The organism is Streptomyces sp. NPDC040610 (assembly GCF_055594065.1).
The window spans coordinates 676468-698040 of sequence record NZ_JBVIXA010000003.1 but is presented as its reverse complement, the minus strand read 5'-3'; the positions used below and the strand labels follow the sequence as shown (position 1 = coordinate 698040).

Below are 21573 nucleotides of genomic sequence, written 5' to 3'. Positions count from 1 at the left end.
TACTTGCCGCCCGGCAAGTTGGCTACAGTAGGGGAAAGTAGACCCCTAACTAGCCGGGCGTCAAGTAAGTTCAGGCGGTGCCGGGGAGAAGTGCGAGGATCGCCACCATGAGCAGCACAGGCAGGCAGCGGCGCCGCGGGGACACCCGCCAGCGCATTCAGGACGTGGCGCTCGAACTCTTCGCCGAGCAGGGGTACGAGAAGACCTCACTGCGCGAGATCGCGGAGCGCCTGGATGTCACGAAAGCGGCCCTGTACTACCACTTCAAGACCAAAGAGGACATCCTCACCAGCATCTTCGACGATCTCACGCGGCCCATCGACGAGCTGATCGTCTGGGGCAAGGAGCAGCCGCGCACGCTGGAGACCAAGCGCGCGATCCTGACCCGCTACAGCGAGATCCTCACGGACGCCGCCCCGCTCTTCCGCTTCATGCAGGAGAACCAGGCGACGATGCGCGACCTGAAGACGGGTGAGAGCTTCAAGGACCGGATGCTCCAGCTCCTGGACATCCTCAGCCACGACGACCCGTCGACGCCGATGACCGCGCAGGTGCGCTGCTTCAGCGCGCTGTTCACCATGCACGGCGGCATGTTCGTCCTGAAAGGCAACGATGGCGACCCCGAGGAGAAGCGGAAAGCCATCCTCGAAGTCGCCATCGATCTGGTGACCCAGGCGCACAACGGCACCTGAGCCGGGGCGTCACACGCGGGGGATCGAACGCGGACGCCCTGCTCGCACGGAAACGGGATCAGACGCGGACGCCCTGCTCACGCGGAAACGGGATCAGACGCGGACGCCCTGCTCACGCAGGAACGCGACCGGATTGACGGCCGAGCCGTAGTTCGGCGTCGTACGGATCTCGAAGTGCAGGTGCGGGCCGCTGGAGTTGCCGGTGTTGCCGGACAGGGCGATGCGCTGGCCGGTGGTGATGGCCTGGCCCGGGCGGACCTCGACCTTCGACAGGTGCGCGTACTGCGAGAACGTGCCGTTGGCGTGCTTGATCACCACGGCGTTGCCGTACGCGGGGCCGTCACCGGCGCCGTTGCCGCCGGCCTTGACGACGGTACCGGCGTGCACGGCCTTGACGACGGTGCCGACCGGCACGGCGAAGTCCTGGCCGGAGTGCTTGCTGGCCCACATGCTGCCGCCGAGGCCGAAGCTCGCGGACAGGCGGTAGTTGTCGACCGGGTCCTGCCAGGCGGCGGCCTTCTTCGCGGCGGCCTGCTTGGCCTGCGCGGCCTTCTTCGCCACGGCCTGCTTCGCCTGCTCGGCGGCCTTGGCCTGGGCGACGGCCTGCGCGCCCACGGAGGAGGCGGTCACGGACCGCTCCCCGCCCTTGGTGTCGGCGGCGGCCGCGATCCCGGCTCCGAGCACCGTCGTGACGCCGACACCGGCGGCGACGACGGCCGCCCGGGTGCGACGCAGGGACGGGCCGGAATGGTGGGACTTGGCGCGCTTCGACATGGGGGAACCTCCGGGGCGGGGCGGGGGGACGGCGGCACGGGGCGTACCGGCTGTACGGGGGTACTGCGGGCAAAAGGGAATCCGGCACGCTCACTGCGCATGCCGGACGGCCATCCCTTGGTAACCCCCACCCCGCCCCGGCCCCAAAACGCCCCTCTACTAGCGGCGGCCGTACCCGGGCCCGCCCGCGACGGCCGCCGAAGCCGCCGGTTCCAGGCCGAAAGTCCCGTCCGGGCGGCCGGAAAGCACCACTAATCCGCCTCGTATGTGACGTATGCCCTGTGCGTCATGTCACCGGAGCGCAAGATCCACCACCCGTGAATGTGACGCCCACTACGCTCTCGACCATGGATCCCGCGGCCATTGGCGTCCGTATCGCGTCCGGTGTCGTCACCCCGCTGATCAGGAAGCTCTTCGTACGACCCGGACCGGGCGCGGGCCTGGTGGCGGAGCCCGTACGGATCGACGCCCTGGTGTCCTTCCGCGGCGAGCGGCGCGACCTCGCCGAGCAGGACGTGCGCCGCCTCGTCACCGCCCTGGTCCGCCAGGCCGTGCGCACCGGCGAGCGCCCCCTCCCCCACGACGAGGAGGAAGCCGTCGGCCACGCCCTGACCCGGACGCTGCTCGCCCTCGGCACCCTCACCCTCACCGACGCCGAGGCGGTGTCCCTGGGCCACGAGGAGCTGGCGGCCAGACTGCGCCGGGCGGACGGGGACGCGACCCGGGACCTCTCGGCGGACGCCACCCACCTCCACCAGCGCCTTCTCGACACGGCCTGCCTGCACATCCTGAACTTCTTCACCCAGCGGTCCACGTTCGTCGCCCGCACCCTCGTCGAGCAGAGCCGCCGCCAGGCGGAACTCATAGTCAAAGTGGACGAGCTGATCGCCCGGGACCCCCTCCCCGGCGCGCGGGACGTGGCCTTCGAGCAGCGGTACCTCGCGTACATCGCGAAGAAGCACGGCAAGCTCACGATCTTCGGCATCGACCTCGCCGACTCGCCCGGCAAGTGGCCCCTGGACGCGGCCTATCTGAGCCTGACCGCCACCGAGCACGGACGGCACCTGGGCGACGTCCGGGTCGGCGACGACTGGCACCAGGTCTTCGAGGCCCACCTCGACCCGACACCCCGCCCCGCCGACGAGGCCCTCGCCACGCACGACCGGGTGCTCCTGCGCGGCGAGGCGGGCTCCGGCAAGACCACCCTGATCCAGTGGCTCGCGGTCTCCGCGGCCCGCCAGGACCCGGACTCCGGCGAGGGGCGCATGGGCTACCTCCACGACCGCGTCCCCTACGTCCTGCCCCTGCGCACCCTCACCCGCCACGGCGAGCGCCTCCCCGCCCCCAAGGACTTCCTGTCCGCCGTCGGCTCCCCCCTCGCGGGCACGCAGCCCGACGGCTGGGAGGCCCGCGTGCTGACCTCGGCCCGCGCCCTGGTCCTGGTCGACGGCATCGACGAGGTCCCCGACGCGGAGCGCGCCCGCACCCGCGCGTGGCTCGCGGACCTGATCGAGGCCTACCCCGGCAACCGCTGGCTGGTGACGTCCCGGCCCTCCGCCGTCCGGGAGGACTGGCTCACCGACGAGGACTTCACCGAGCTGACGCTCGCGCCGATGAGCGGCGCGGACGTGACGGCGTTCATCCGGCGCTGGCACACGGCGGCGGCGACGGGCGCGCCGGAGGACGACCGGGCCCTGCGCGCGTACGAGTCCCAGCTCCTCGAAGCCGTGCGGACCAAGCCCGACCTGGGCCTGCTCGCCACCAACCCGCTGATGTGCGGCCTCGTCTGCGCCCTGCACCGCGACCGCCGCGGCTTCCTCCCCCTCGGCCGCAAGGACCTCTACACGGCCGCCCTGTCCATGCTCCTGATCCGCCGCGACCGCGAGCGCCACATGGCCGTGCCCGAACTCCGCGAGGAGCCCCAGCTCCAGCTCCTCCAGCGGCTCGCGTACTGGCTGATCCGCAACGGCCGTACGGCGATGGACCGCACGCGCGCCACCACGATCATCGGCGACGCGCTGCCCGCCGTACCGGAACTCGCCGCCCTGGGCGACGCGGAGGCCGTCTACACCCACTTCCTCCACCGCAGCGGCCTGCTCCGCGAACCCGGCCCGGGGACGGTCGAGTTCGTGCACCGCACCTTCCAGGACTTCCTGGGCGCGCGGGCCGCGGTGGAGGAGGGCGACTTCGGCGTGCTCGCCGGGCACGCGGCGGACGACCAGTGGGAGGACGTCATCCGCATGGCGGTGGCGCAGGCGCGGCCGCGGGAACGGGCGGAGCTGCTGGGGGACTTGCTGGCGAAGGGTGACGCCCACGCCGACGGCTCCCCCGCCCGCAAGCGGGCACACCTCCTCGCCGCGGCCTGCCTGGAGCACGCGGCGGAGCTGGCGCCCGCGGTGCGGGCGGAGGTGGAGCGGAGGACGGCCGAGCTGATTCCGCCGCGTACGCCCGAGGAGGCACGGGAGTTGGGGGCGGTGGGGCCGATGGTGCTCGATCTGCTGCCGGGCCTCGACGAGCTGAGCAACGCGGAGGCGTGGCATGTGACGATCGCGGCGACCTACGTCCGTTCCGACGCGGCGATCCCCCTCCTCACGCGGTACGCGGACCACTCCCGCGACGACGTGCGCAGGCAGCTGATGTGGGCCTGGAGCCGCTTCGACTGCCGGTCGTACGCGGACGGCGTGATCAGGAAACTCGAGGACGGCAGGACGAACTTCACGCTCCGCACGGACGAGCAGGTCGAAGAGCTGTTCAGGCTCGGCCTGCGCCCCAGGCTCCTGGACATCCGCGACTCGGTTTCGGGTGAGGCCGCGGCCCGCCTGCTCGCCGTGTGCGAACGCACCTACCTGATCCTCGCGGTCGCGCTCCTCGGCACCCTCGCCGACGACCTCGGCCACGCACCGTCGCTGCCCGGCGTCACGGAGCTGATCCTCACAGGCCTGGACCTGGCGGGCATGGAACCGATCGACGCGGAACGGGTCCAGACGCTCTTTCCCCGCCTTGACCGCCTGCTCGTCCCCGCCCCCTGGGATGCCCAAGTCCGTTCGTCGGACGTCGATTTCACTGTCGAGACCTACTGAGACCCGGACCCGAACACCCACCCCACCCCCACACGTTCGGATGATCGACCCCCGATCCCCCTCCCGCACCCCACCCCCCGAGCGACTCTCGACCCCATGTGCAAGGACACCGACACCATGGCCTCCGCCCCACCGGACCCCGTCCCGTCGGCGTACGACGACTTGCTGGCGCAGGCCGGCGGCAGCGTCGCGGCCGCGCACACCCGTGCCCAGCGGGCCGTGAACGCCGAGCTGGTGCAGGCGTACTGGCAGATCGGCAGGCTCCTCCTGGCCCGGCAGGAACGGGTGGGCCAGGAGGAGGCGGGCCGGGACACGGACCTCGTGGCGCGCCTCGCCGCCGACCTGAAGGCGGCCCACCCGACCCAGCGCGGCTTCTCCCGGCGGAACCTGACACACATGCGCAAGCTGGCCCGCACCTGGCCGGGCCAGATCGCGCAGCGCCCCGTCGCACAGCTCCCCTGGGGCCACATCACCGTCCTGATGGAGCGCCTGGAGACCCGCGCGGAGCTGGAGTTCTACGCCGTCGAGGCGGTCCGGCACGGCTGGTCGCGCGCCGACCTGGACCGGGCGATCCGCGAGCACCGGCACCGCACGCGGGCGGGCGCCCCGCTGGACCTGGACGTGACGCTCCCTGAGGGCTCGCCCGCGCTCGCCGAGCTGGCCGGGGACCCGTTCCGCCTGGACTTCCTACGTCTCGACGGACACGGCGTCGACGCGGCGGGGGCGGGGCACCGGTGAGCCACCGTCGGCCCGCGCGCCGTGGCGGGCCACGGCGACGACGGTTTCCCGCAGCCGCTCGACGTACAGCCGCATGTTCTTGGCCGCGAGGTCGGTGTCCGGGTAGCGGCCCGCGAACTGCAGGCCCTCGTGGAGCCGGTTGACCCAGGCGCACGCCTTGTCCCCGTACGACACCCTGACCAGGCCGTACGCATTCAGCTCGGCCCAGCGCGCGGAGCCGACGATGCCCCGGGCGTCCACGAACGAGACGATCGAGTACAGGTCGGGCGACGTCGGCCGGAACTCCGAGCCGAGCAGCCTGAGGACCCGGGCGATGGGCATCCGCGCCAGTGACCTGGTGGCCCGCAGCTCCCCGCGCACACAGTGCAGGGCGCTCTCGAAGTCACGCGCCCGCGCCGCGGGAACCTCGATGGGCGCGCCACCGACGTACCAGCCCACGGAGTCCAGCCACTGCGACTTCAAGCGGGTGTGGAACGGCACGATCGTGCGGTAGACGGGCTGCCCGCTGATCTCGTGGACGATGAGACTGGTGGCGGCGAGGATGCCGACGAGGGTCCCGCCGAAGGGACGGCAGTACGCCTCGAACGCGGCGGCGTCGTCCGCGTCCACGAGCTTCTCGTGCATGAGTTTCTGGATGGGCATCGGGGCGGTGGGATCAAGGCCGGGATCGACGGGGAATTCCGGCAGCTTTCCCCCGCACCGTTTGATGAATTCCCGCCACCGTTCGACGATCGCGTGTGTTCCGTCGATACGGTCCGCGTCCGCGCGCTCGCTCTCGCAGAAGTCGATGTAACTGCTGATCGGCGTCCGCTCCACAGCACGGCCTTCCAGACCGGCCGCGTAAAGCTCATGGATCTCGGCGGGGACCCGCTGAAGGGAGTACGAGTCGACATTGCTGTGGTCGAACGCCAGGTACACGCTCGTGCAGTCCTCCCGCACCACCGCCGTGTAGAGGAAGTTCGGCCAGTTGAGCGCGTCCGCGACCACGTCGAAGCGGTCCTGGAGCCGCTGGACCAGTTTGTCGGCGTCGGGGAAGTCGCCGACGACTTCGCGGCGCAGTGACACGGCTTCGGCGTCGAAGGTGAACCGGCGCATTTCATCACCGGCCCAGCGGAATCCGCTGCGCAGCGTCTCGTGCCGACGCGTCCAGTCCCGCAGGGCGCCCTGGAGTACGTCGAGATCGACGGCTCCCGGAATGTCGAAGGCCGTACCGAGCCAGGTCGGCATGAACAGGCCGTCCGCGCGCACGGCCCGCGCCGTCCGGACGTGGGACTCCTGGACGTACGCCGGTGGCCGGGAGTCGTCCGGCAGGGCGGCCGCGCGGTCGACCGTCGCCGGGTCGAGTGTCCATTCGACGAGCCGTCCTGGGCGTACCTCGCAGCGCTGGAGGTCGGTCATGCGCACTGGGCGTCTCCGTTCATCGGGCGTGGGGGGTTCGGGAACGCGCCCTCTGGGCCACAGCGGAAGCGTGCCGCTCGGGGCCCAACGAGATCGCCCACCGCCGGGAAACGCCGGACCGTGGAAGCCGTGGAAAACCGGGGTGTGAAAGCCGTGAACCTGCGTGGAGGCCGTGGAGACGCATGGAAAAGGGGCTGCCCCGGACCGATTGCTCGGTCCGGGGCAGCCCCGCGGCGCGCCCTGTGCGGGCTACGCCTCCTTGCTCAGGTTCGGCCCGCCGCTGCCGGCGGACTCGATCGGCGGCACGTCCGGGAGCGCCGCCTTCTCCTCGCCGCGGAAGGTGAACGTGGCGTTCTCGCCCTCGCCCTCCGTGTCGACGACCACGATGTGGCCGGGGCGCAGCTCACCGAAGAGGATCTTCTCGGAGAGCGTGTCCTCGACCTCGCGCTGGATGGTGCGGCGCAGCGGCCGGGCACCCAGGACGGGGTCGTACCCCTTCTTGGCGAGGAGCTCCTTCGCGGACTGGGAGAGCTCGAGGCCCATGTCCCGGTCCTTCAGGCGCTCGTCCACCTTGCCGATCATGAGGTCGACGATCTCGAGGATGTCGCCCTGGCTCAGCTGCGGGAAGACGACGACGTCGTCCACGCGGTTGAGGAACTCGGGCCGGAAGTGCTGCTTCAGCTCGTCCGAGACCTTGTTCTTCATGCGCTCGTAGTTGGACTTCGTGTCGCCCTGGGCGGCGAAGCCCAGGTTGAAGCCCTTGGAGATGTCCCGCGTGCCGAGGTTGGTCGTCATGATGATGACCGTGTTCTTGAAGTCCACGACCCGGCCCTGGGAGTCGGTCAGACGACCGTCCTCCAGGATCTGGAGCAGCGAGTTGAAGATGTCCGGGTGGGCCTTCTCGACCTCGTCGAAGAGGACGACCGAGAACGGCTTGCGGCGGACCTTCTCCGTGAGCTGACCGCCCTCCTCGTACCCGACGTAGCCGGGGGGCGAGCCGAAGAGGCGCGAGACCGTGTGCTTCTCGCTGAACTCCGACATGTCGAGGGAGATCAGCGCGTCCTCGTCACCGAAGAGGAACTCGGCGAGGGCCTTGGACAGCTCGGTCTTACCGACACCGGACGGGCCCGCGAAGATGAACGAGCCACCGGGGCGCTTGGGGTCCTTCAGACCCGCTCGCGTACGCCGGATCGCCTTCGAGAGCGCCTTGACGGCGTCCTTCTGGCCGATGACGCGCTTGTGGAGCTCGTCCTCCATGCGCAGCAGCCGGGAGGACTCCTCCTCGGTCAGCTTGAAGACCGGGATGCCGGTGGCGGTCGCGAGGACCTCGGCGATCAGCTCGCCGTCGACCTCGGCGACGACGTCCATGTCGCCGGCCTTCCACTCCTTCTCGCGCTTGGCCTTGGCGGCCAGGAGCTGCTTCTCCTTGTCGCGCAGGGAAGCGGCCTTCTCGAAGTCCTGGGAGTCGATGGCCGACTCCTTGTCGCGGCGGACACCCGCGATCTTCTCGTCGAACTCGCGGAGGTCCGGCGGCGCGGTCATCCGGCGGATGCGCATCCGGGATCCGGCCTCGTCGATCAGGTCGATCGCCTTGTCCGGCAGGAAGCGGTCCGAGATGTACCGGTCGGCCAGGGTCGCGGCCTGGACGAGGGCCTCGTCGGTGATGGACACACGGTGGTGCGCCTCGTACCGGTCGCGGAGGCCCTTGAGGATCTCGATGGTGTGCGGCAGCGACGGCTCCGCGACCTGGATGGGCTGGAAGCGGCGCTCGAGAGCGGCGTCCTTCTCCAGGTGCTTGCGGTACTCGTCGAGCGTGGTGGCGCCGATGGTCTGGAGCTCACCGCGGGCCAGCATCGGCTTCAGGATGGAAGCCGCGTCGATGGCGCCCTCGGCGGCACCCGCACCCACGAGCGTGTGCAGCTCGTCGATGAACAGGATGATGTCGCCGCGGGTGCGGATCTCCTTGAGGACCTTCTTCAGGCGCTCCTCGAAGTCACCGCGGTAGCGCGAGCCTGCGACCAGGGCGCCGAGGTCCAGGGTGTAGAGGTGCTTGTCCTTGAGGGTCTCGGGCACCTCGCCCTTGACGATGGCCTGGGCGAGGCCCTCGACGACGGCGGTCTTGCCGACGCCGGGCTCACCGATCAGGACCGGATTGTTCTTCGTACGACGGGACAGCACCTGCATGACCCGCTCGATCTCCTTCTCGCGCCCGATGACCGGGTCGAGCTTGGACTCACGAGCGGCCTGGGTGAGGTTCCGGCCGAACTGGTCGAGGACCAGGGACGTGGAGGGCGTGCCCTCGGCAGGACCGCCGGCGGTGGCGGTCTCCTTGCCCTGGTATCCGGAGAGCAGCTGGATGACCTGCTGCCGCACCCGGTTGAGATCGGCGCCCAGCTTGACCAGGACCTGGGCGGCGACGCCCTCGCCCTCACGGATCAGGCCGAGCAGGATGTGCTCCGTGCCGATGTAGTTGTGGCCCAGCTGAAGGGCCTCGCGGAGCGAGAGCTCCAGGACCTTCTTGGCACGGGGGGTGAAGGGGATGTGCCCGGACGGGGCCTGCTGCCCCTGCCCGATGATCTCCTCCACCTGCTGGCGGACCGCCTCGAGCGAAATCCCGAGGCTCTCCAGGGCCTTAGCGGCGACACCCTCACCCTCGTGGATCAGGCCCAGGAGGATGTGCTCGGTGCCGATGTAGTTGTGGTTGAGCATCCGGGCTTCTTCCTGAGCCAGGACGACAACCCGCCGCGCGCGGTCGGTGAACCTCTCGAACATCGTTAATCGCTCCTCAGAGCGGTCAGGCAGTAAGGGGACGCTCCCCTCCCTGTCCTTCCGCAGCTTAGTCCCGCAAGCGGGGACCGCTCATTCCAACTGCCGACACCCGTCCGGATCACCCTCACTACCGTAGGGAACGGTTCCTGACTCCAACGCCGACATATGCTCCAACCTGATGGTGCGAGACGATGTTCCCGCAGGCCAAGCAGTTACCCTCGCCATCAGTACGCCGTTGGCGAACGTGAGACGCCTGAACGCTGCGTGTCGCCCCTCCCCACTAGGGATGTCTTACCCGTATGCACTGACACTCCATGCAGCGCGCACCGGTTCCCTCCGCTACGGGCGAACACCCTTGCGCTGCGAAGTACGCCATCACGCCCCCTTTTCGGCCACCGTACGCAGTCGCGGCGGCACCCAGCGTGACATGAGCCGTAACTCCAGTGTGCCCCGCGCTGTTGCTCCGAACATGGCCCTCAGCGTTCCTCACCCCAGGCCGCCGGCCGACCGGCGCGCGGCGCCGGATCCGGCGGGACGGCGTGTGCCGCGCCAGTGGGACGCGGCGGCGGCCGGATTCTGGGATCCGGCGGCGGTGCGGTGCTGGTACGAGAACGGGCTCGGCTGGGCCGTGGCTCCCGGGCCGGACGTCCGGCTCATGACGGGGCTGCGTTTCGACGTACTGGAACTGCCCGCTCAGGCCGGTTTCGCGGCGCTGCGGCAGCTGGGCCCGAAGGCACCCGTGGCCCTGCACGGGGAGACGATGCGGCTCCTGGTGGCCGCGGGCAGCGCGGACGAGCTGCCGGGGCTGCTCGACTGGCTGGAGTGGGGGGACATCCCCCTGGACCTCAGGGCGATCGGCGCGGGCGGTCTGATCGACGCGCCCGTCCCGCCCGGCGCGGCCGGTCCGTCGGGGGCCGCCGTCTGGCTGCGGCCCCCCGAGCCCGGCCACGAGGTGGAGAGAACCCTGCCGTCACTGACGGCCCTGCCCGCCCTGGCGCCGAGCGCCGCTCTGGCCACGGACGGCAGCGGAACCGACCCCCATTCCGGCTCCGCCGCGGGCTCCGACCTCGTACGGCTCGTGGACACGGCGGCCACCGCGTGCCACCGGGTCCGACTTCGGCGTGCGAGCAGTCAGCCGTTGGCCTTGTCGTAGGCCTCGCGGATGGACGCCGGGACGCGGCCGCGGTCGTTGACCTCGAAGCCGTTGTCCTTCGCCCAGGCGCGGATCGCCGCCGTGTCCTGGTTGCCGCCGCCCACGGCAGCGGCGCGCGCCTTGCCACGGCCGCTGGCACGGCCGCCGGTGCGGCGCCCGCCCTTGAGGTAGGGCTCAAGGAGACCGCGGAGCTTGTCCGCATTGGCGGTGGTGAGATCGATCTCGTACGACTTGCCGTCCAGCGCAAACGTCACGGTCTCGTCCGCCTCGCCGCCGTCGAGGTCATCGACAAGAAGGACCTGAACCTTCTGTGCCACCGGATTTCCTTTCATCGATAACTTCAGGGCCGGACCATGCGGGGTGAGCCGCCGAATCGCCGCCCCCTGTTATATGCAGCACTGCAGTACGTCGGAAAGCAAACCGCTTTTCCCGGAAAAACACAAACCCCTGGGAGAGACCGACTGCACGAGATCCCGGGAAACATGCGCGTTTCGGACATAGGGCACCCGGGCAGGTGACTGCCCGGAATACCTCGGTCACGATCACAGATGCAGAAGCATCCGGCTGTTGCCCAAGGTGTTCGGTTTCACTCGTTCGAGGCCGAGGAACTCGGCGACGCCCTCGTCATAGGAACGCAGCAGCTCGCTGTAGACATCAGTGTCGACGGTATCGACGGGCGTCTCGCCGATCTCCACGAAGCCGTGCTTGGCGAAGAAGTCGACTTCGAAGGTGAGGCAGAATACCCGCCGGACACCGAGCCAACGCGCGGTCTCAAGCAGCTTTCCGAGCAGCTGATGACCCACGCCCGCGCCCTTGACCTGTGGATTCACCGCGAGCGTCCGTACTTCGGCGAGGTCTTCCCACATCACGTGCAACGCGCCGCAGCCGACCACCGTCGTCCCATTGCCGTTGCCGTCCGCGCGTTCCGCGACCCAGAACTCCTGGATGTCCTCGTAAAGTGTGACGGTCGCTTTGTCGAGCAGGACGCGCCTGCGGACGTACGAGTCCAGCAGGTCCCGGACGGCGGGCACATCGGCGGTGCGGGCCCTGCGCACGGAGACGCCATTTGCCGGGAGCGTGCCGTGCGCCCCGAGTTCGCCGGGCGCCGGGGGGAGTTCGTCGGGCTGTGCTGGCATGAGCGGACGCTATCGTTCGGGCCCGGCCCCGGGGCCGCCGGGGTTCTCCGGCCCTTCCAGGCCTCCTGGGCCTCCCGGTCCGTGTTTCGCCGCCTCGGCCATGCGATCCGCTTCGGCTTCGGCCTTGCGATCCGCTTCGTCTTCCCTGCGAACCGTGTCGCCTTCCACCATGCGAACGGCGTCGCTGAGCGCTTCCCGCTGCGACGGCGACATCATGCCGAAGAAGGCGACGAGAGCCGCCGCCGGGTTGTCACTCTGCGACCAGGCGTCGTTCATCAGTGCGGCGGCATACGCGGCCCGCGTGGAGACCGCCTCATATCGATAGGCCCGGCCTTCCGCTTCGCGGCGCACCCAGCCCTTCTGATGGAGATTGTCCAAAACGGTCATGACCGTCGTGTACGCGATGGACCGTTCCTGCTGAAGGTCTTCCAGGACTTCTCGAACGGTCACGGGGCGGTTCCACTTCCACACCCGCGTCATCACTGCGTCTTCGAGTTCTCCCAAGGGGCGAGGCACAGCTGAACAATAGTGGGCGAGGTCAGCAATGGCGTGATGGACGTGGCATACCGGTCATTTCCGCAACAAAAAGGGCGCACGACTCGGTGGAGTCGTGCGCCGGGGCGGCGCCCCGCGCCCCGGCAGGGGCTCAGGGGGCCGCGGAGCGGCGGTCGCTCAGGTGTCGCTGGTCTTCGTGGTCTGCCGGACGGCCTCGGTGCGGGCGATCGCCGCGTCGACGGCGGCGTCCTCCTTGGCCTTGTTGGCGCCGCCCTGGGTCTTGACGATCGTCACGATGAGGCCGATGAAGAACACGGCCATCACTACGGGGGGCACGAGCGCGGAGACGTAGTCCATGCCCCCAGCGTAGCTAGCCCGCCGCGAGGCGCTGCGACGGGGCGGCGGGCGGGGCCGGGCGCTTGGGCGGGAACACCTCGGCCGGTGTCGGGACGGGGCGGGGGCGCTCCTGCGGGGCGGCGGGGCGCTCCGCGGGGGTGCCGGGGCGGGGCGCGGGCTTCTTCTCGTCGGCGGCGGCGAGGCCGCCGGGCAGGGCGAGGAGGCGGGTGCGGGACGGGGGGACAGTGGGGCGGGGCTTGATCCGTGCCGTCCCGTCGGTGGCTTCGGGCGAGGGCGCCTCGGTGTTCGCCGTGGCCGCCGCCGACGCCGCGAGGCGGGCCCGTACGGCTCGTTCGGCGAGAACGCGGCAGCGGTCGAGGAGCGCGGCCGCGTGCGGGTTGCCGCGCAGGGCGCGCAGGGCCGCGAGGTCGTCCGCGCCCGGCCGGTACCCGGTCGCGAGCACGTCCTCCAGGAGTTCCAGATACCCGGCCGCGGTGCCGGGCAGCGCCGCCCGGTAGCGCGCGAGGTCGGCCACCAGGAAGGCGCGCAGCCGGGCGCCCTCGCGCACCGCCTCGTCGATGTCGTCGGCGAGGCGCACGCAGTCCTGCACGGCCTGGTCGTCAAGGGCACGAACGGTGCTGGGGTGCAGGGCGTGGGCCAGCGCACGGCGGAGCACTCGCAGCTCCTGCGCACCGAAGGCCATGCCGCCCCGGGATCCGTATGGCGTGGGCATGGGGTGACGATACGCGCTGGGGGAACAAAATCCTCTTAACGGACACCTGGGCGTGGCCTGGGGGCCTTGGGGGACGAGGGGGGTGTGGTGCTTGTGGGTGTCCCGTTGCCGTGGGACGGGGGCGCCGTCGGTCGCGCTGCGCGCTCGTCCTCAAGCGCCGGACGGGCTGGGATTGCCTCGTCGTCGCCCTCGGGTGGGACGGGGCACGGCTTGTCAGTCTGGGCGGCGGCGGGTTGTGGCGAAGGCTACTGCGCCTATTCCCAGGGCTCCCGCTGCCGCGGCCACTATCCAGAGGACGACGCCTGCCCCGGTGTCCGCCATGCGGTCCGTGGGGGTGGTCGTGGCCGGTGTCACCGTGGGTGTGGGGGTCACCGTGGGTGTGGGGGTCACCGTCGGTGGGGGTGTCGTCGGGTGGGTGGGGGACGGGAGTGACAGGGACGCCGACGTGGAGGTGTCCGTGTCGGCCGTCGCCGGCGCCGGGGCCCCCGCCAGTGCCACCAGCGCGGCCGCCGTCACGACACCTCGGCGTGCCTTGCCCCTCATCCGCCCCACACTCTTCCGCCACCCACACCAGACGCCCGGTCAGAACCCCTCCCAGCACAGACTCTTGGACGGGGGCGCTGGTTGTCCCGCGGACGCGAGAAGTTGGCGTCGAGGCGCCGCACCGGGCGGCGTGAAACGCGCGGTCAGCCGCGCGACACGTTCCGTTCGTAGACGAGGCGGAGGCCGATCAGCGTGAGCCACGGCTCGTGGTGGTCGATCACGGACGCCTCGCCGAGCACCATCGGCGCGAGCCCGCCCGTCGCGATCACGGTCACGTCCTCGGGGTCGGCGTCCGGCCCCGCCAGCTCGCGCGCCATCCGCCGTACGACACCGTCGACCTGGCCCGCGAAGCCGTACAGGATGCCCGCCTGCATGGCCTCCACGGTGTTCTTGCCGATGACGCTGCGCGGCCGGGCCAGCTCGATCTTGCGGAGCTGCGCGCCGCGTACGCCGAGGGCCTCCACGGAGATCTCGATGCCGGGGGCGATGACGCCGCCCGCGTACTCCCCGCGCGCGGACACCGCGTCGAACGTCGTCGCCGTACCGAAGTCCACGACGATCGCGGGGCCTCCGTAGAGCTCGACCGCGGCGACCGCGTTGATGATGCGGTCGGCGCCGACCTCCTTGGGGTTGTCCATGAGGATCGGGACGCCGGTCTTGATGCCGGGCTCCACGAGGACGGCGGGCACGTCTCCGTAGTAGCGCCGGGTGACCTCGCGGAGCTCGTGCAGGACGGACGGGACGGTGGCGCAGATGGCGATGCCGTCGATGCCGTCGCCGAGTTCGTCGCCGAGCAGCGGGTGCATGCCCATCAGGCCCCGCAGGAGCACGGCGAGTTCGTCGGCCGTGCGGCGCGGGTCGGTGGAGATGCGCCAGTGCTCGACGACGTCCTCGCCGTCGAACAGGCCGAGGACGGTCTGCGTGTTGCCTACGTCGATGGTGAGCAGCATCAGCTGTCGGCCTCTCCGGAGACCCGCGCTTCGCGGAGGTCCAGGCCGATGTCGAGGATCGGCGACGAGTGCGTGAGGGCGCCCACCGCGAGGAAGTCGACGCCCGTGCGCGCGTACGTCGCGGCGTTCTCCAGGGTGAGGCGGCCGGAGGACTCCAGGAGGGCGCGGCCCGCGACGAGGGCGACGGCCTCCTCCGTCTCGCCGGGCGTGAAGTTGTCCAGGAGGATCAGGTCGGCGCCCGCGTCCAGGACTTCGCGCAGCTGGTGCAGGGTGTCCACCTCGACCTCGACGGGCACGCCCGGGAACATCTCCCGTACGGCCTTGAAGGCCTGTGCGACGCCGCCCGCGGCGACCACGTGGTTGTCCTTGACGAGGGCCGCGTCGGCGAGCGACATGCGGTGGTTGACGCCGCCACCCGCGCGGACCGCGTACTTCTCCAGGGAGCGCAGGCCGGGGGTCGTCTTGCGGGTGTCGCGGACCTTGGCGCCGGTGCCCTCCAGGGCGTCCGCCCACGCGCGCGTGGCGGTGGCGATGCCGGACAGACGGCACATCAGGTTCAGCGCGCTGCGCTCGGCCGTCAGCAGGTCGCGGGTGCGGGTGGTGACGCTCAGGAGCACGTCACCGGCCTCCACGCGCTCGCCGTCCTCGACGTGCCGCTCCACCTCGAACTCGTCCTCGCAGACGACGGACAGGACGGCCTCGGCGACGCGCAGACCCGCCACGGTGCCCGCCTGGCGCGCGGTGAAGTCGCCGGTGGCCACGGCGTCCTCGGGGATCGTGGCGACCGTCGTGACGTCCACGGCGTCCGGCGAGAACTCCATGTCCTCGGCGATGGCGAGGTGCGCGATGTCCTCGACCTGGACGGGGTCGAGGCCCGCGTCCTCCAGCATCCGGGCGAGCGACGGGTCGAGGCCGCACTCCATCGCGTCGTGCGCCGCGTCGCCGCAGCCGCAGCCGTCGCCACAGCCGCCGGTGCCGTCGGCGAGGGGGAGGTCGGTGGTGCTCACGTCGGTCACTGCTCCTGGGTGCTGGGGAAACGGGCGTTGTCGGTGGTACGGATGTCGAGGGTCCTGTCGGGGTTCAGCCGGACGACGATGTGGCGGCGCCACGCCGCGTCGTCGCGCTCCGCGTGGTCCTCGCGCCAGTGGCAGCCACGAGTCTCCTCGCGCTGCCCTGCCGCCGCCACCAGGACGCGGGCGACGCACAGCAGGTTGGTGGTCTCCCAGGCGTCCACGCCGGGCTCGGCGGTCTTGCCGTCCTCGGCGAGCGCGCCCGCCGCGTCCGCGTGCACGGCGGCGAGCCGGTCGGCGGCCTCGGCGAGGGAAGCGGCGGAGCGGAGCACTCCGGCGCCCTCGGTCATCACCCGCTGGATGGTGAAGCGGGCCTCCGGGGGCAGCAGCGGGTGGGCGGGCCGCAGCGGGGGCTCGGGGTCGGCGGGCACGCGCGCGTGGAGGGTGCCGTCGGCGTGCCGCGCGACGATGTCCTCCACGATGCGCTCGGCGTAGACCAGGCCCTCCAGGAGGGAGTTGGAGGCCAGCCGGTTCGCGCCGTGCACGCCGGTGCAGGCGACCTCCCCGCACGCGTACAGGCCCGCCACGGTGGTGCGGCCGTGCGGGTCGGTGCGGACGCCGCCGGAGGCGTAGTGGGCTGCCGGGGCGACCGGTATGGGCTCGGTGACGGGGTCGATGCCGTGGCTGCGGCAGGCCGCGAGGATCGTCGGGAAGCGCGCCGCCCACATGTCGGCGCCGAAGTGGCGGGCGTCCAGGTACATGTGCGCCGCGCCCCGTTCCTGCATGCGGCGCGTGATGCCCTTGGCGACGATGTCGCGCGGCGCCAGCTCGGCCAGTTCGTGCTGGCCGACCATGAAGCGCACGCCGTCGGCGTCCACCAGGTGGGCGCCCTCGCCGCGCACCGCCTCGGAGACGAGCGGCTGCTGGCCCTCGGCGTCGGCGCCCAGGAAGAGCACGGTCGGGTGGAACTGCACGAACTCCAGATCGGAGACCTCGGCGCCCGCGCGCAGGGCGAGCGCGACGCCGTCGCCCGTGGACACGGACGGGTTGGTGGTCGCCGAGAAGACCTGGCCCATGCCGCCGGTGGCGAGGACCACGGCGGGCGCGCGGACGGCGCCCACGCCGTCGTGCTGGCCCTCCCCCATGACGTGCAGGGTGACCCCGGCCGTGTGTCCTTCGGCGTCCGTCAGGAGGTCGAGGACCAGGGCGTTCTCGACCGTCGGTATGCCGCGCGCGCGGACCGCCTCGACGAGGGCGCGGGAGATCTCCGCGCCGGTCGCGTCGCCGCCCGCGTGCGCGATGCGGCTGCGGTGGTGGCCGCCCTCGCGGGTGAGCGCGAGGCCGCCGTCGGCCGACTCGTCGAAGTGGGCTCCGGTCGCGATCAGTCGGCGTACGGCGTCGGGGCCCTCGGTGACGAGGATGCGCACCGCCTCGTCGTCGCACAGGCCCACGCCCGCCACGAGGGTGTCGTCCAGGTGCTGTTCGGGGGTGTCGCCCTCGCCGAGGGCCGCCGCGACGCCGCCCTGCGCCCAGCGCGTGGAGCCGTCGTCCAGGCGCGCCTTGGTGACGACGACGGTCTTCAGGCCGGCCGCCGAGCAGCGCAGGGCGGCGGTCAGACCGGCCACTCCGGAGCCGACGACCACGACGTCGGCGTCGAGCGACCAGCCGGGCGCGGGGGCGTACAGCCGTATGCCAGTGGCACTCATGCGGGGGCTCCGATCCGGGTCGGACGGGTGGCGGGGGTGTCGCACGGGCGCGCGCTCGTGCGGGGGCTTGTGCACGGGCGGGGGCTCATGCCGGGGCTCCGAACGTCAGCGGGATGTTGTCGATCAGGCGGGTCGTGCCGACCTTGGCGGCGACGGCCAGGATCGCCTCGCCCCGGTGGCCGGGGGTGATCTCCTGGAAGTCGGCCGGGTCGACGAGCGCCAGGTAGTCCAGGACGAGCGGCGGTCGCAGCCGCCTGGCCCCGTCGAGGACCTGCAACGCGGCGGCCCGGATGGCGGCGGGGCCCGCGGGTCCCGCGGGGACGGCCTGGGCGACGGCGTGCGCGTCGGCGGCCGCGCGGGCCTCGCCCAGCGCGTTGAGGCCGTCCACGCGCGCGTGGGTGGCGGGGGCGAGGGCGGCCCGGGCGCGCAGCGCCTCCTGTGCGGCGTGCCGGTCGCGGCCCGCGAACAGGGCGCGGGACAGCGCGAGCGCGGTGCGGCGCTCCTCGGGCGACAGGTAGCGGTTGCGGCTGGAGCGGGCGAGGCCGTCGTCCTCGCGGACCGTGGGCACGCCGACGATCTCCACGTCGAAGTTCAGGTCCCGCACCATGCGGCGGATCACGGCGAGCTGCTGGGCGTCCTTCTGGCCGAACAGCGCCACGTCGGGCGCGGTCAGGTGCAGCAGCTTGGCGACGACGGTGAGCACGCCGTCGAAGTGCCCGGGGCGGGTGGCCCCTTCGAGGACGGTGCCCATGGGGCCCGCGGTGACCCGGACCTGGGGCTCGCCGCCGGGGTAGACCTCCTCCGGGGCGGGGGCGAACACGACGTCCGCACCGGCCTGGGACGCGGTCTTGATGTCGGCTTCGAGGGTGCGCGGATAGCGGTCCAGGTCCTCGCCCGCGCCGAACTGCAGCGGGTTCACGAAGACCGTGACGACGACCTCGCCGTCGGGACCGGCCGCCTGCCGTGCCGTGCGGACCAGCGTGGCGTGGCCCTCGTGCAGGGCGCCCATGGTCATGACGACGACGCGGCGCCCGGCGCGGAGGCGGGCGCGGAGGTCCGCGGCGGTGTGCAGGAGGGTGGTGTCGCGGGGAGCTTCAGGGGTGGTGGGTGCGTCCTGGGGTGTCTGGGGCACCTGGGGCTGCTCCTGGGGCCGTTGCGGCTGCTCGGGCTCCTGGGACTGCTCGGACTCCTGGGGCTCCTGGGGCTGCTGAGGTGTCGTCTCCTCGCTCATCGGTCCCCTCCGTTCGCATCGCCCGAGCCGTCCGAGCCCTCCGAACCGTCCGGGCCATCGCCACGGAACCCGTCGGTGCCATGCGGGCCGCTCGGGTCACTCGGCCCGCCCGGACCCCCGGGACCGGAGCCACCATGGCCCCCCGGCCCGCTCACCCCGCCCGCCAGCACCCCGAGCAGGTCCTCGGCGAGTTCCGGCTTGAGGAGGCCGTGGGCGAGGGCGCGGTCGGCGGTCGCGCGGGCCATCGCCAGATACCCGGCAACGGTCCCCGGCGCGTGCTTGCGCAACTCGGCGACGTGCGCGGCGACCGTGCCCGCGTCCCCGCGCGCGACGGGCCCGGTCAGGGCCGCGTCACCGGAGCGCAGGGCGTTGTCGAGGGCCGCGCCAAGCAGCGGGCCGAGCATGCGGTCCGGGGCCTCGACGCCCGCGTCCCGCAGCAGTTCCATGGACTCGGCGACCAGCGTGACCAGGTGGTTCGAGCCGAGCGCGAGGGCCGCGTGGTACAGCGGGCGGGCCTCTTCGGCGATCCACTCGGGCTCGCCGCCCATCTCGATGACCAGCGCCTCCGCGGCGAGCCGCAGCTCGTCGGGGGCGGTCACGCCGAAGGAGCAGCCGGCCAGACGCTGTACGTCCACGTGGGTGCCGGTGAACGTCATCGCCGGGTGCAGCGCGAGGGGCAGGCCACCGGCGCGCAGGGCGGGTTCCATGACCTTCGTGCCGTACCGCCCGGAGGTGTGCACCAGGAGCTGGCCCGGGCGCACCGCACCCGTCTCGGCGAGGCCCTCGACCAGGCCGGGCAGGGCGTCGTCCGGCACGGTGAGCAGGACCAGGTCGGCGCGCTCCAGGACCTGGGCGGGCGAGACGAGCGGGACGTCGGGCAGCATGACGGCGGCGCGCCGCACGGAGCTGTCGGACACCCCGGAGGCGGCCACCGGGCGGTGCCCGGCGAGCTGGAGCGCCGCCGCGAGCGCGGGGCCGACACGGCCCGCTCCGACGACGCCCACAGTGAGCCGCGCGGGGCGGTCCCTGGGGTCCGATCGGGGCTCGGGACGCTGCTCCGGCCGGTGGGATGCGTTCACGCGATGAGGCCTTCCGTTCCAGTCCGCTCGGGGTACCGGACGATTTCTCGTCATGCTAACGCTATCCGTCGGCGGGGCGCCGTCGGCTGTCCACAGGCTGTGGGCATTCGTACGACCACGCGCGATGATCTGTGGATGACCGCACCCGACAAGCCGGACGCTCCCGCCGAGCCGGACGAGTCTGCCGAACCACGCGATTCCGCCGCGCCGGACGAGCCCACCGAACCGGACGAGACCACCGAAGGAGACGGCCGCGCGCGCCGGATCGCCGCCGCCCGCGGCGCGGAACGCCTCCTGACCCGCTCCCCCATGACCGTGACCCTGGCCGAGCGCCTCACAGCCCTGGCCGAGGGCGTCGCCGACGTCACGGACCCGGACCGGACGAGCGACATGTACGGCGACGGCGTGGTCGCCGACCTGGAGGACGAGGTCGCGCGGCTGCTCGGCAAGGAGGACGCCGTCTTCTTCCCCACCGGCACGATGGCCCAGCAGGTCGCGCTGCGCTGCTGGGCGGGGCGTACGGGCAACGCGACCGTGGCCCTGCACCCCCGTTCGCACCCGGAGGTGCACGAGGCGGGCGCCCTCTCCGTAGTGAGCGGTCTGCGTACCGTGCATCCCACGGACGAGCCGCGCTGCCCCACGGCCGACGAAGTGCGCGACTTCGAGGAGCCGTTCGGGACACTGATGCTCGAACTGCCGCTACGGGAGGCCGGTTTCGTCCTGCCCAGCTGGCAGGAGCTCACGGACGTGGTGGCGGCGGCACGCGAACGGGACGCCGTCGTGCACGTCGACGGGGCGCGCCTGTGGGAGTGCGGAACGCACTTCGGCCGCCCGCTGCCGGAGATCGCGGCGCTCGCGGACAGCGTGTACGTGTCGTTCTACAAGTCGCTCGAAGGCATCGCGGGCGCCGCGCTGGCCGGACCACGGGCGCTGACCGACGAGGCGCGCGCCTGGCGGCACCGGTACGGCGGCCTGATGTTCCAGCAGTTCCCGACCGCTGTGTCGGCCCTGCTCGGCCTGGAGCGGGTCCTGCCGCGCCTGCCGGAATACGTCACCCACGCGCGCGTGGTCGCCCAGGCACTGCGCGAGGGGTTCACGGCCTCACGGGTGCCCTGGTCACGCGTACACCCCGATCCGCCGCACACCCACCAGTTCCAGGTCTGGCTGCCGTACGAGGCCGACGTCCTGAACGAGGCGGCGCTCACGCAGGCCGAGGAGACCGGGACCCAGCTGTTCTGGCGCTGGTTCCCGGAAGGACCGCCGGGCCTGTCCGTCACGGAGGTCACCGTGACCGGACCAGGCCTGGCGTGGACACCCGACGACGTCAGGGCAGCGGTCGCGGAGTTCGTGCGCCGCCTCCCCTGAGACCGCGCAGCAGCCGCCCGAGCGCGGCCCGGAACCGCCCGTGCGCGGGGCGCTCGTGGACGACGGCGTTGAAGCGCCCGTAGTCCCGCACTTCCCGCACGACCTGCCAGTCGCAGACACCGGGCGCGGGCGGCGTCCGCTCCCCGAGCTGGGCGGCGCGGTAGCTGTCGAGGAGGTACTGCTGGGTGACGCTCATGACGTAGACCTTTCATAAGAAATAGTACTTAACGGGCACGAGAGGGTGCAGGCGAGGAAGAGACGGCGGGAAGAGGACGACTAGACAGCGGGACACATTGAGCCCGTCCGGCGATTGAGGACGAGCGCGAAGCGCGACAGACGGCACCACAGGCCGACGGCCAGGCCACGCAAGAAGGCGACACCATCG

Annotated in this window: 19 protein-coding genes; 5 read left to right on the top strand and 14 right to left on the bottom strand. The window is 71.8% G+C overall.

Annotation, left to right across the window (positions count from 1 at the left end; all coding sequences use genetic code 11):
* The first annotated feature begins 107 nt into the window (after nucleotides 1-107).
* On the top strand, nucleotides 108-692 hold the full coding sequence (locus tag ACZ6AA_RS15820; RefSeq protein ID WP_468482957.1) for a TetR/AcrR family transcriptional regulator: 585 nt from the start codon (nucleotides 108-110) through the stop codon (nucleotides 690-692).
* 93 nt (nucleotides 693-785) lie between these two features.
* On the opposite strand, the gene ACZ6AA_RS15815 is transcribed toward ACZ6AA_RS15820, so the two are convergent.
* The gene (locus tag ACZ6AA_RS15815) at nucleotides 786-1466 is read right to left on the bottom strand and encodes a M23 family metallopeptidase (protein ID WP_468460041.1); all 681 of its coding nucleotides are present in this window, start codon (nucleotides 1464-1466) and stop codon (nucleotides 786-788) included.
* Between the two features lie 347 nt (nucleotides 1467-1813).
* On the opposite strand from ACZ6AA_RS15815, the gene ACZ6AA_RS15810 reads away from it, so the two are divergent.
* A complete protein-coding gene (locus ACZ6AA_RS15810) occupies nucleotides 1814-4546 on the top strand; it encodes an NACHT domain-containing protein (RefSeq protein ID WP_471458444.1) in 2733 nt (910 codons plus the stop codon).
* A 96-nt stretch (nucleotides 4547-4642) separates the two neighbouring features.
* Nucleotides 4643-5284, top strand: coding sequence for a DUF1016 N-terminal domain-containing protein (locus ACZ6AA_RS15805; RefSeq protein WP_468460045.1), 642 nt, complete (start codon nucleotides 4643-4645; stop codon nucleotides 5282-5284).
* Here ACZ6AA_RS15805 and ACZ6AA_RS15800 read toward each other — a convergent pair.
* Nucleotides 5234-6688 (bottom strand): condensation domain-containing protein, encoded by a 1455-nt coding sequence (locus ACZ6AA_RS15800; RefSeq protein WP_471458442.1) that lies wholly within the window; start codon nucleotides 6686-6688, stop codon nucleotides 5234-5236. The two genes, ACZ6AA_RS15805 and ACZ6AA_RS15800, sit on opposite strands and share 51 nt — an antisense overlap.
* A gap of 243 nt (nucleotides 6689-6931) precedes the next feature.
* Complete coding sequence (locus tag ACZ6AA_RS15795; RefSeq protein ID WP_030361019.1) at nucleotides 6932-9454, bottom strand: ATP-dependent Clp protease ATP-binding subunit; 2523 nt, start codon at nucleotides 9452-9454, stop codon at nucleotides 6932-6934.
* 466 nt (nucleotides 9455-9920) lie between these two features.
* Here ACZ6AA_RS15795 and ACZ6AA_RS15790 point away from each other — a divergent pair, with 466 nt between their 5' ends.
* Nucleotides 9921-10604 carry an SCO3374 family protein gene (locus tag ACZ6AA_RS15790; protein WP_468460049.1) on the top strand — a complete coding sequence of 228 codons (684 nt, stop codon included), beginning with the start codon at nucleotides 9921-9923 and terminating at the stop codon, nucleotides 10602-10604.
* Here ACZ6AA_RS15790 and ACZ6AA_RS15785 read toward each other — a convergent pair.
* The 10 genes from ACZ6AA_RS15785 to ACZ6AA_RS15740 form a co-directional block, all read right to left on the bottom strand.
* Nucleotides 10583-10921 carry a histone-like nucleoid-structuring protein Lsr2 gene (locus tag ACZ6AA_RS15785; RefSeq protein WP_030361021.1) on the bottom strand — a complete coding sequence of 113 codons (339 nt, stop codon included), beginning with the start codon at nucleotides 10919-10921 and terminating at the stop codon, nucleotides 10583-10585. The genes ACZ6AA_RS15790 and ACZ6AA_RS15785 overlap by 22 nt on opposite strands.
* A 225-nt stretch (nucleotides 10922-11146) precedes the next feature.
* Nucleotides 11147-11740 carry an amino-acid N-acetyltransferase gene (locus tag ACZ6AA_RS15780; protein ID WP_471458439.1) on the bottom strand — a complete coding sequence of 198 codons (594 nt, stop codon included), beginning with the start codon at nucleotides 11738-11740 and terminating at the stop codon, nucleotides 11147-11149.
* Nucleotides 11741-11749: 9 nt separating this feature from the next.
* Nucleotides 11750-12256, bottom strand: a complete 507-nt coding sequence (locus tag ACZ6AA_RS15775) for a BlaI/MecI/CopY family transcriptional regulator (RefSeq protein WP_471458437.1) — start codon at nucleotides 12254-12256, stop codon at nucleotides 11750-11752.
* 156 nt (nucleotides 12257-12412) lie between these two features.
* A complete protein-coding gene (locus ACZ6AA_RS15770; RefSeq protein ID WP_471458435.1) occupies nucleotides 12413-12592 on the bottom strand; it encodes a hypothetical protein in 180 nt (59 codons plus the stop codon).
* A 13-nt stretch (nucleotides 12593-12605) separates the two neighbouring features.
* Nucleotides 12606-13304, bottom strand: a complete 699-nt coding sequence (locus ACZ6AA_RS15765) for a hypothetical protein (RefSeq protein ID WP_468460057.1) — start codon at nucleotides 13302-13304, stop codon at nucleotides 12606-12608.
* 686 nt (nucleotides 13305-13990) lie between these two features.
* The gene (locus ACZ6AA_RS15760; RefSeq protein WP_380842012.1) at nucleotides 13991-14797 is read right to left on the bottom strand and encodes a type III pantothenate kinase; all 807 of its coding nucleotides are present in this window, start codon (nucleotides 14795-14797) and stop codon (nucleotides 13991-13993) included.
* Nucleotides 14797-15804: a carboxylating nicotinate-nucleotide diphosphorylase gene (nadC, locus tag ACZ6AA_RS15755; RefSeq protein WP_468460059.1), complete on the bottom strand. Its 1008-nt coding sequence runs from the start codon at nucleotides 15802-15804 to the stop codon at nucleotides 14797-14799. Before nadC ends, ACZ6AA_RS15760 begins: the two co-directional genes overlap by 1 nt.
* A 5-nt stretch (nucleotides 15805-15809) precedes the next feature.
* Nucleotides 15810-17513 carry an L-aspartate oxidase gene (locus tag ACZ6AA_RS15750; protein WP_468460061.1) on the bottom strand — a complete coding sequence of 568 codons (1704 nt, stop codon included), beginning with the start codon at nucleotides 17511-17513 and terminating at the stop codon, nucleotides 15810-15812.
* Nucleotides 17514-17598: 85 nt separating this feature from the next.
* The gene (panC, locus tag ACZ6AA_RS15745; protein ID WP_471458432.1) at nucleotides 17599-18744 is read right to left on the bottom strand and encodes a pantoate--beta-alanine ligase; all 1146 of its coding nucleotides are present in this window, start codon (nucleotides 18742-18744) and stop codon (nucleotides 17599-17601) included.
* Complete coding sequence (locus ACZ6AA_RS15740; protein ID WP_471458430.1) at nucleotides 18741-19877, bottom strand: Rossmann-like and DUF2520 domain-containing protein; 1137 nt, start codon at nucleotides 19875-19877, stop codon at nucleotides 18741-18743. The genes panC and ACZ6AA_RS15740 overlap by 4 nt, the downstream gene beginning before the upstream one ends.
* Before the next feature lie 81 nt (nucleotides 19878-19958).
* Here ACZ6AA_RS15740 and ACZ6AA_RS15735 point away from each other — a divergent pair, with 81 nt between their 5' ends.
* Nucleotides 19959-21188 carry a threonine aldolase family protein gene (locus ACZ6AA_RS15735; protein ID WP_471458428.1) on the top strand — a complete coding sequence of 410 codons (1230 nt, stop codon included), beginning with the start codon at nucleotides 19959-19961 and terminating at the stop codon, nucleotides 21186-21188.
* Here the strand turns inward: ACZ6AA_RS15735 and ACZ6AA_RS15730 are convergent.
* Nucleotides 21148-21384 carry a hypothetical protein gene (locus ACZ6AA_RS15730; RefSeq protein WP_468460067.1) on the bottom strand — a complete coding sequence of 79 codons (237 nt, stop codon included), beginning with the start codon at nucleotides 21382-21384 and terminating at the stop codon, nucleotides 21148-21150. The genes ACZ6AA_RS15735 and ACZ6AA_RS15730 overlap by 41 nt on opposite strands.
* Nucleotides 21385-21573 lie beyond the last annotated feature (189 nt).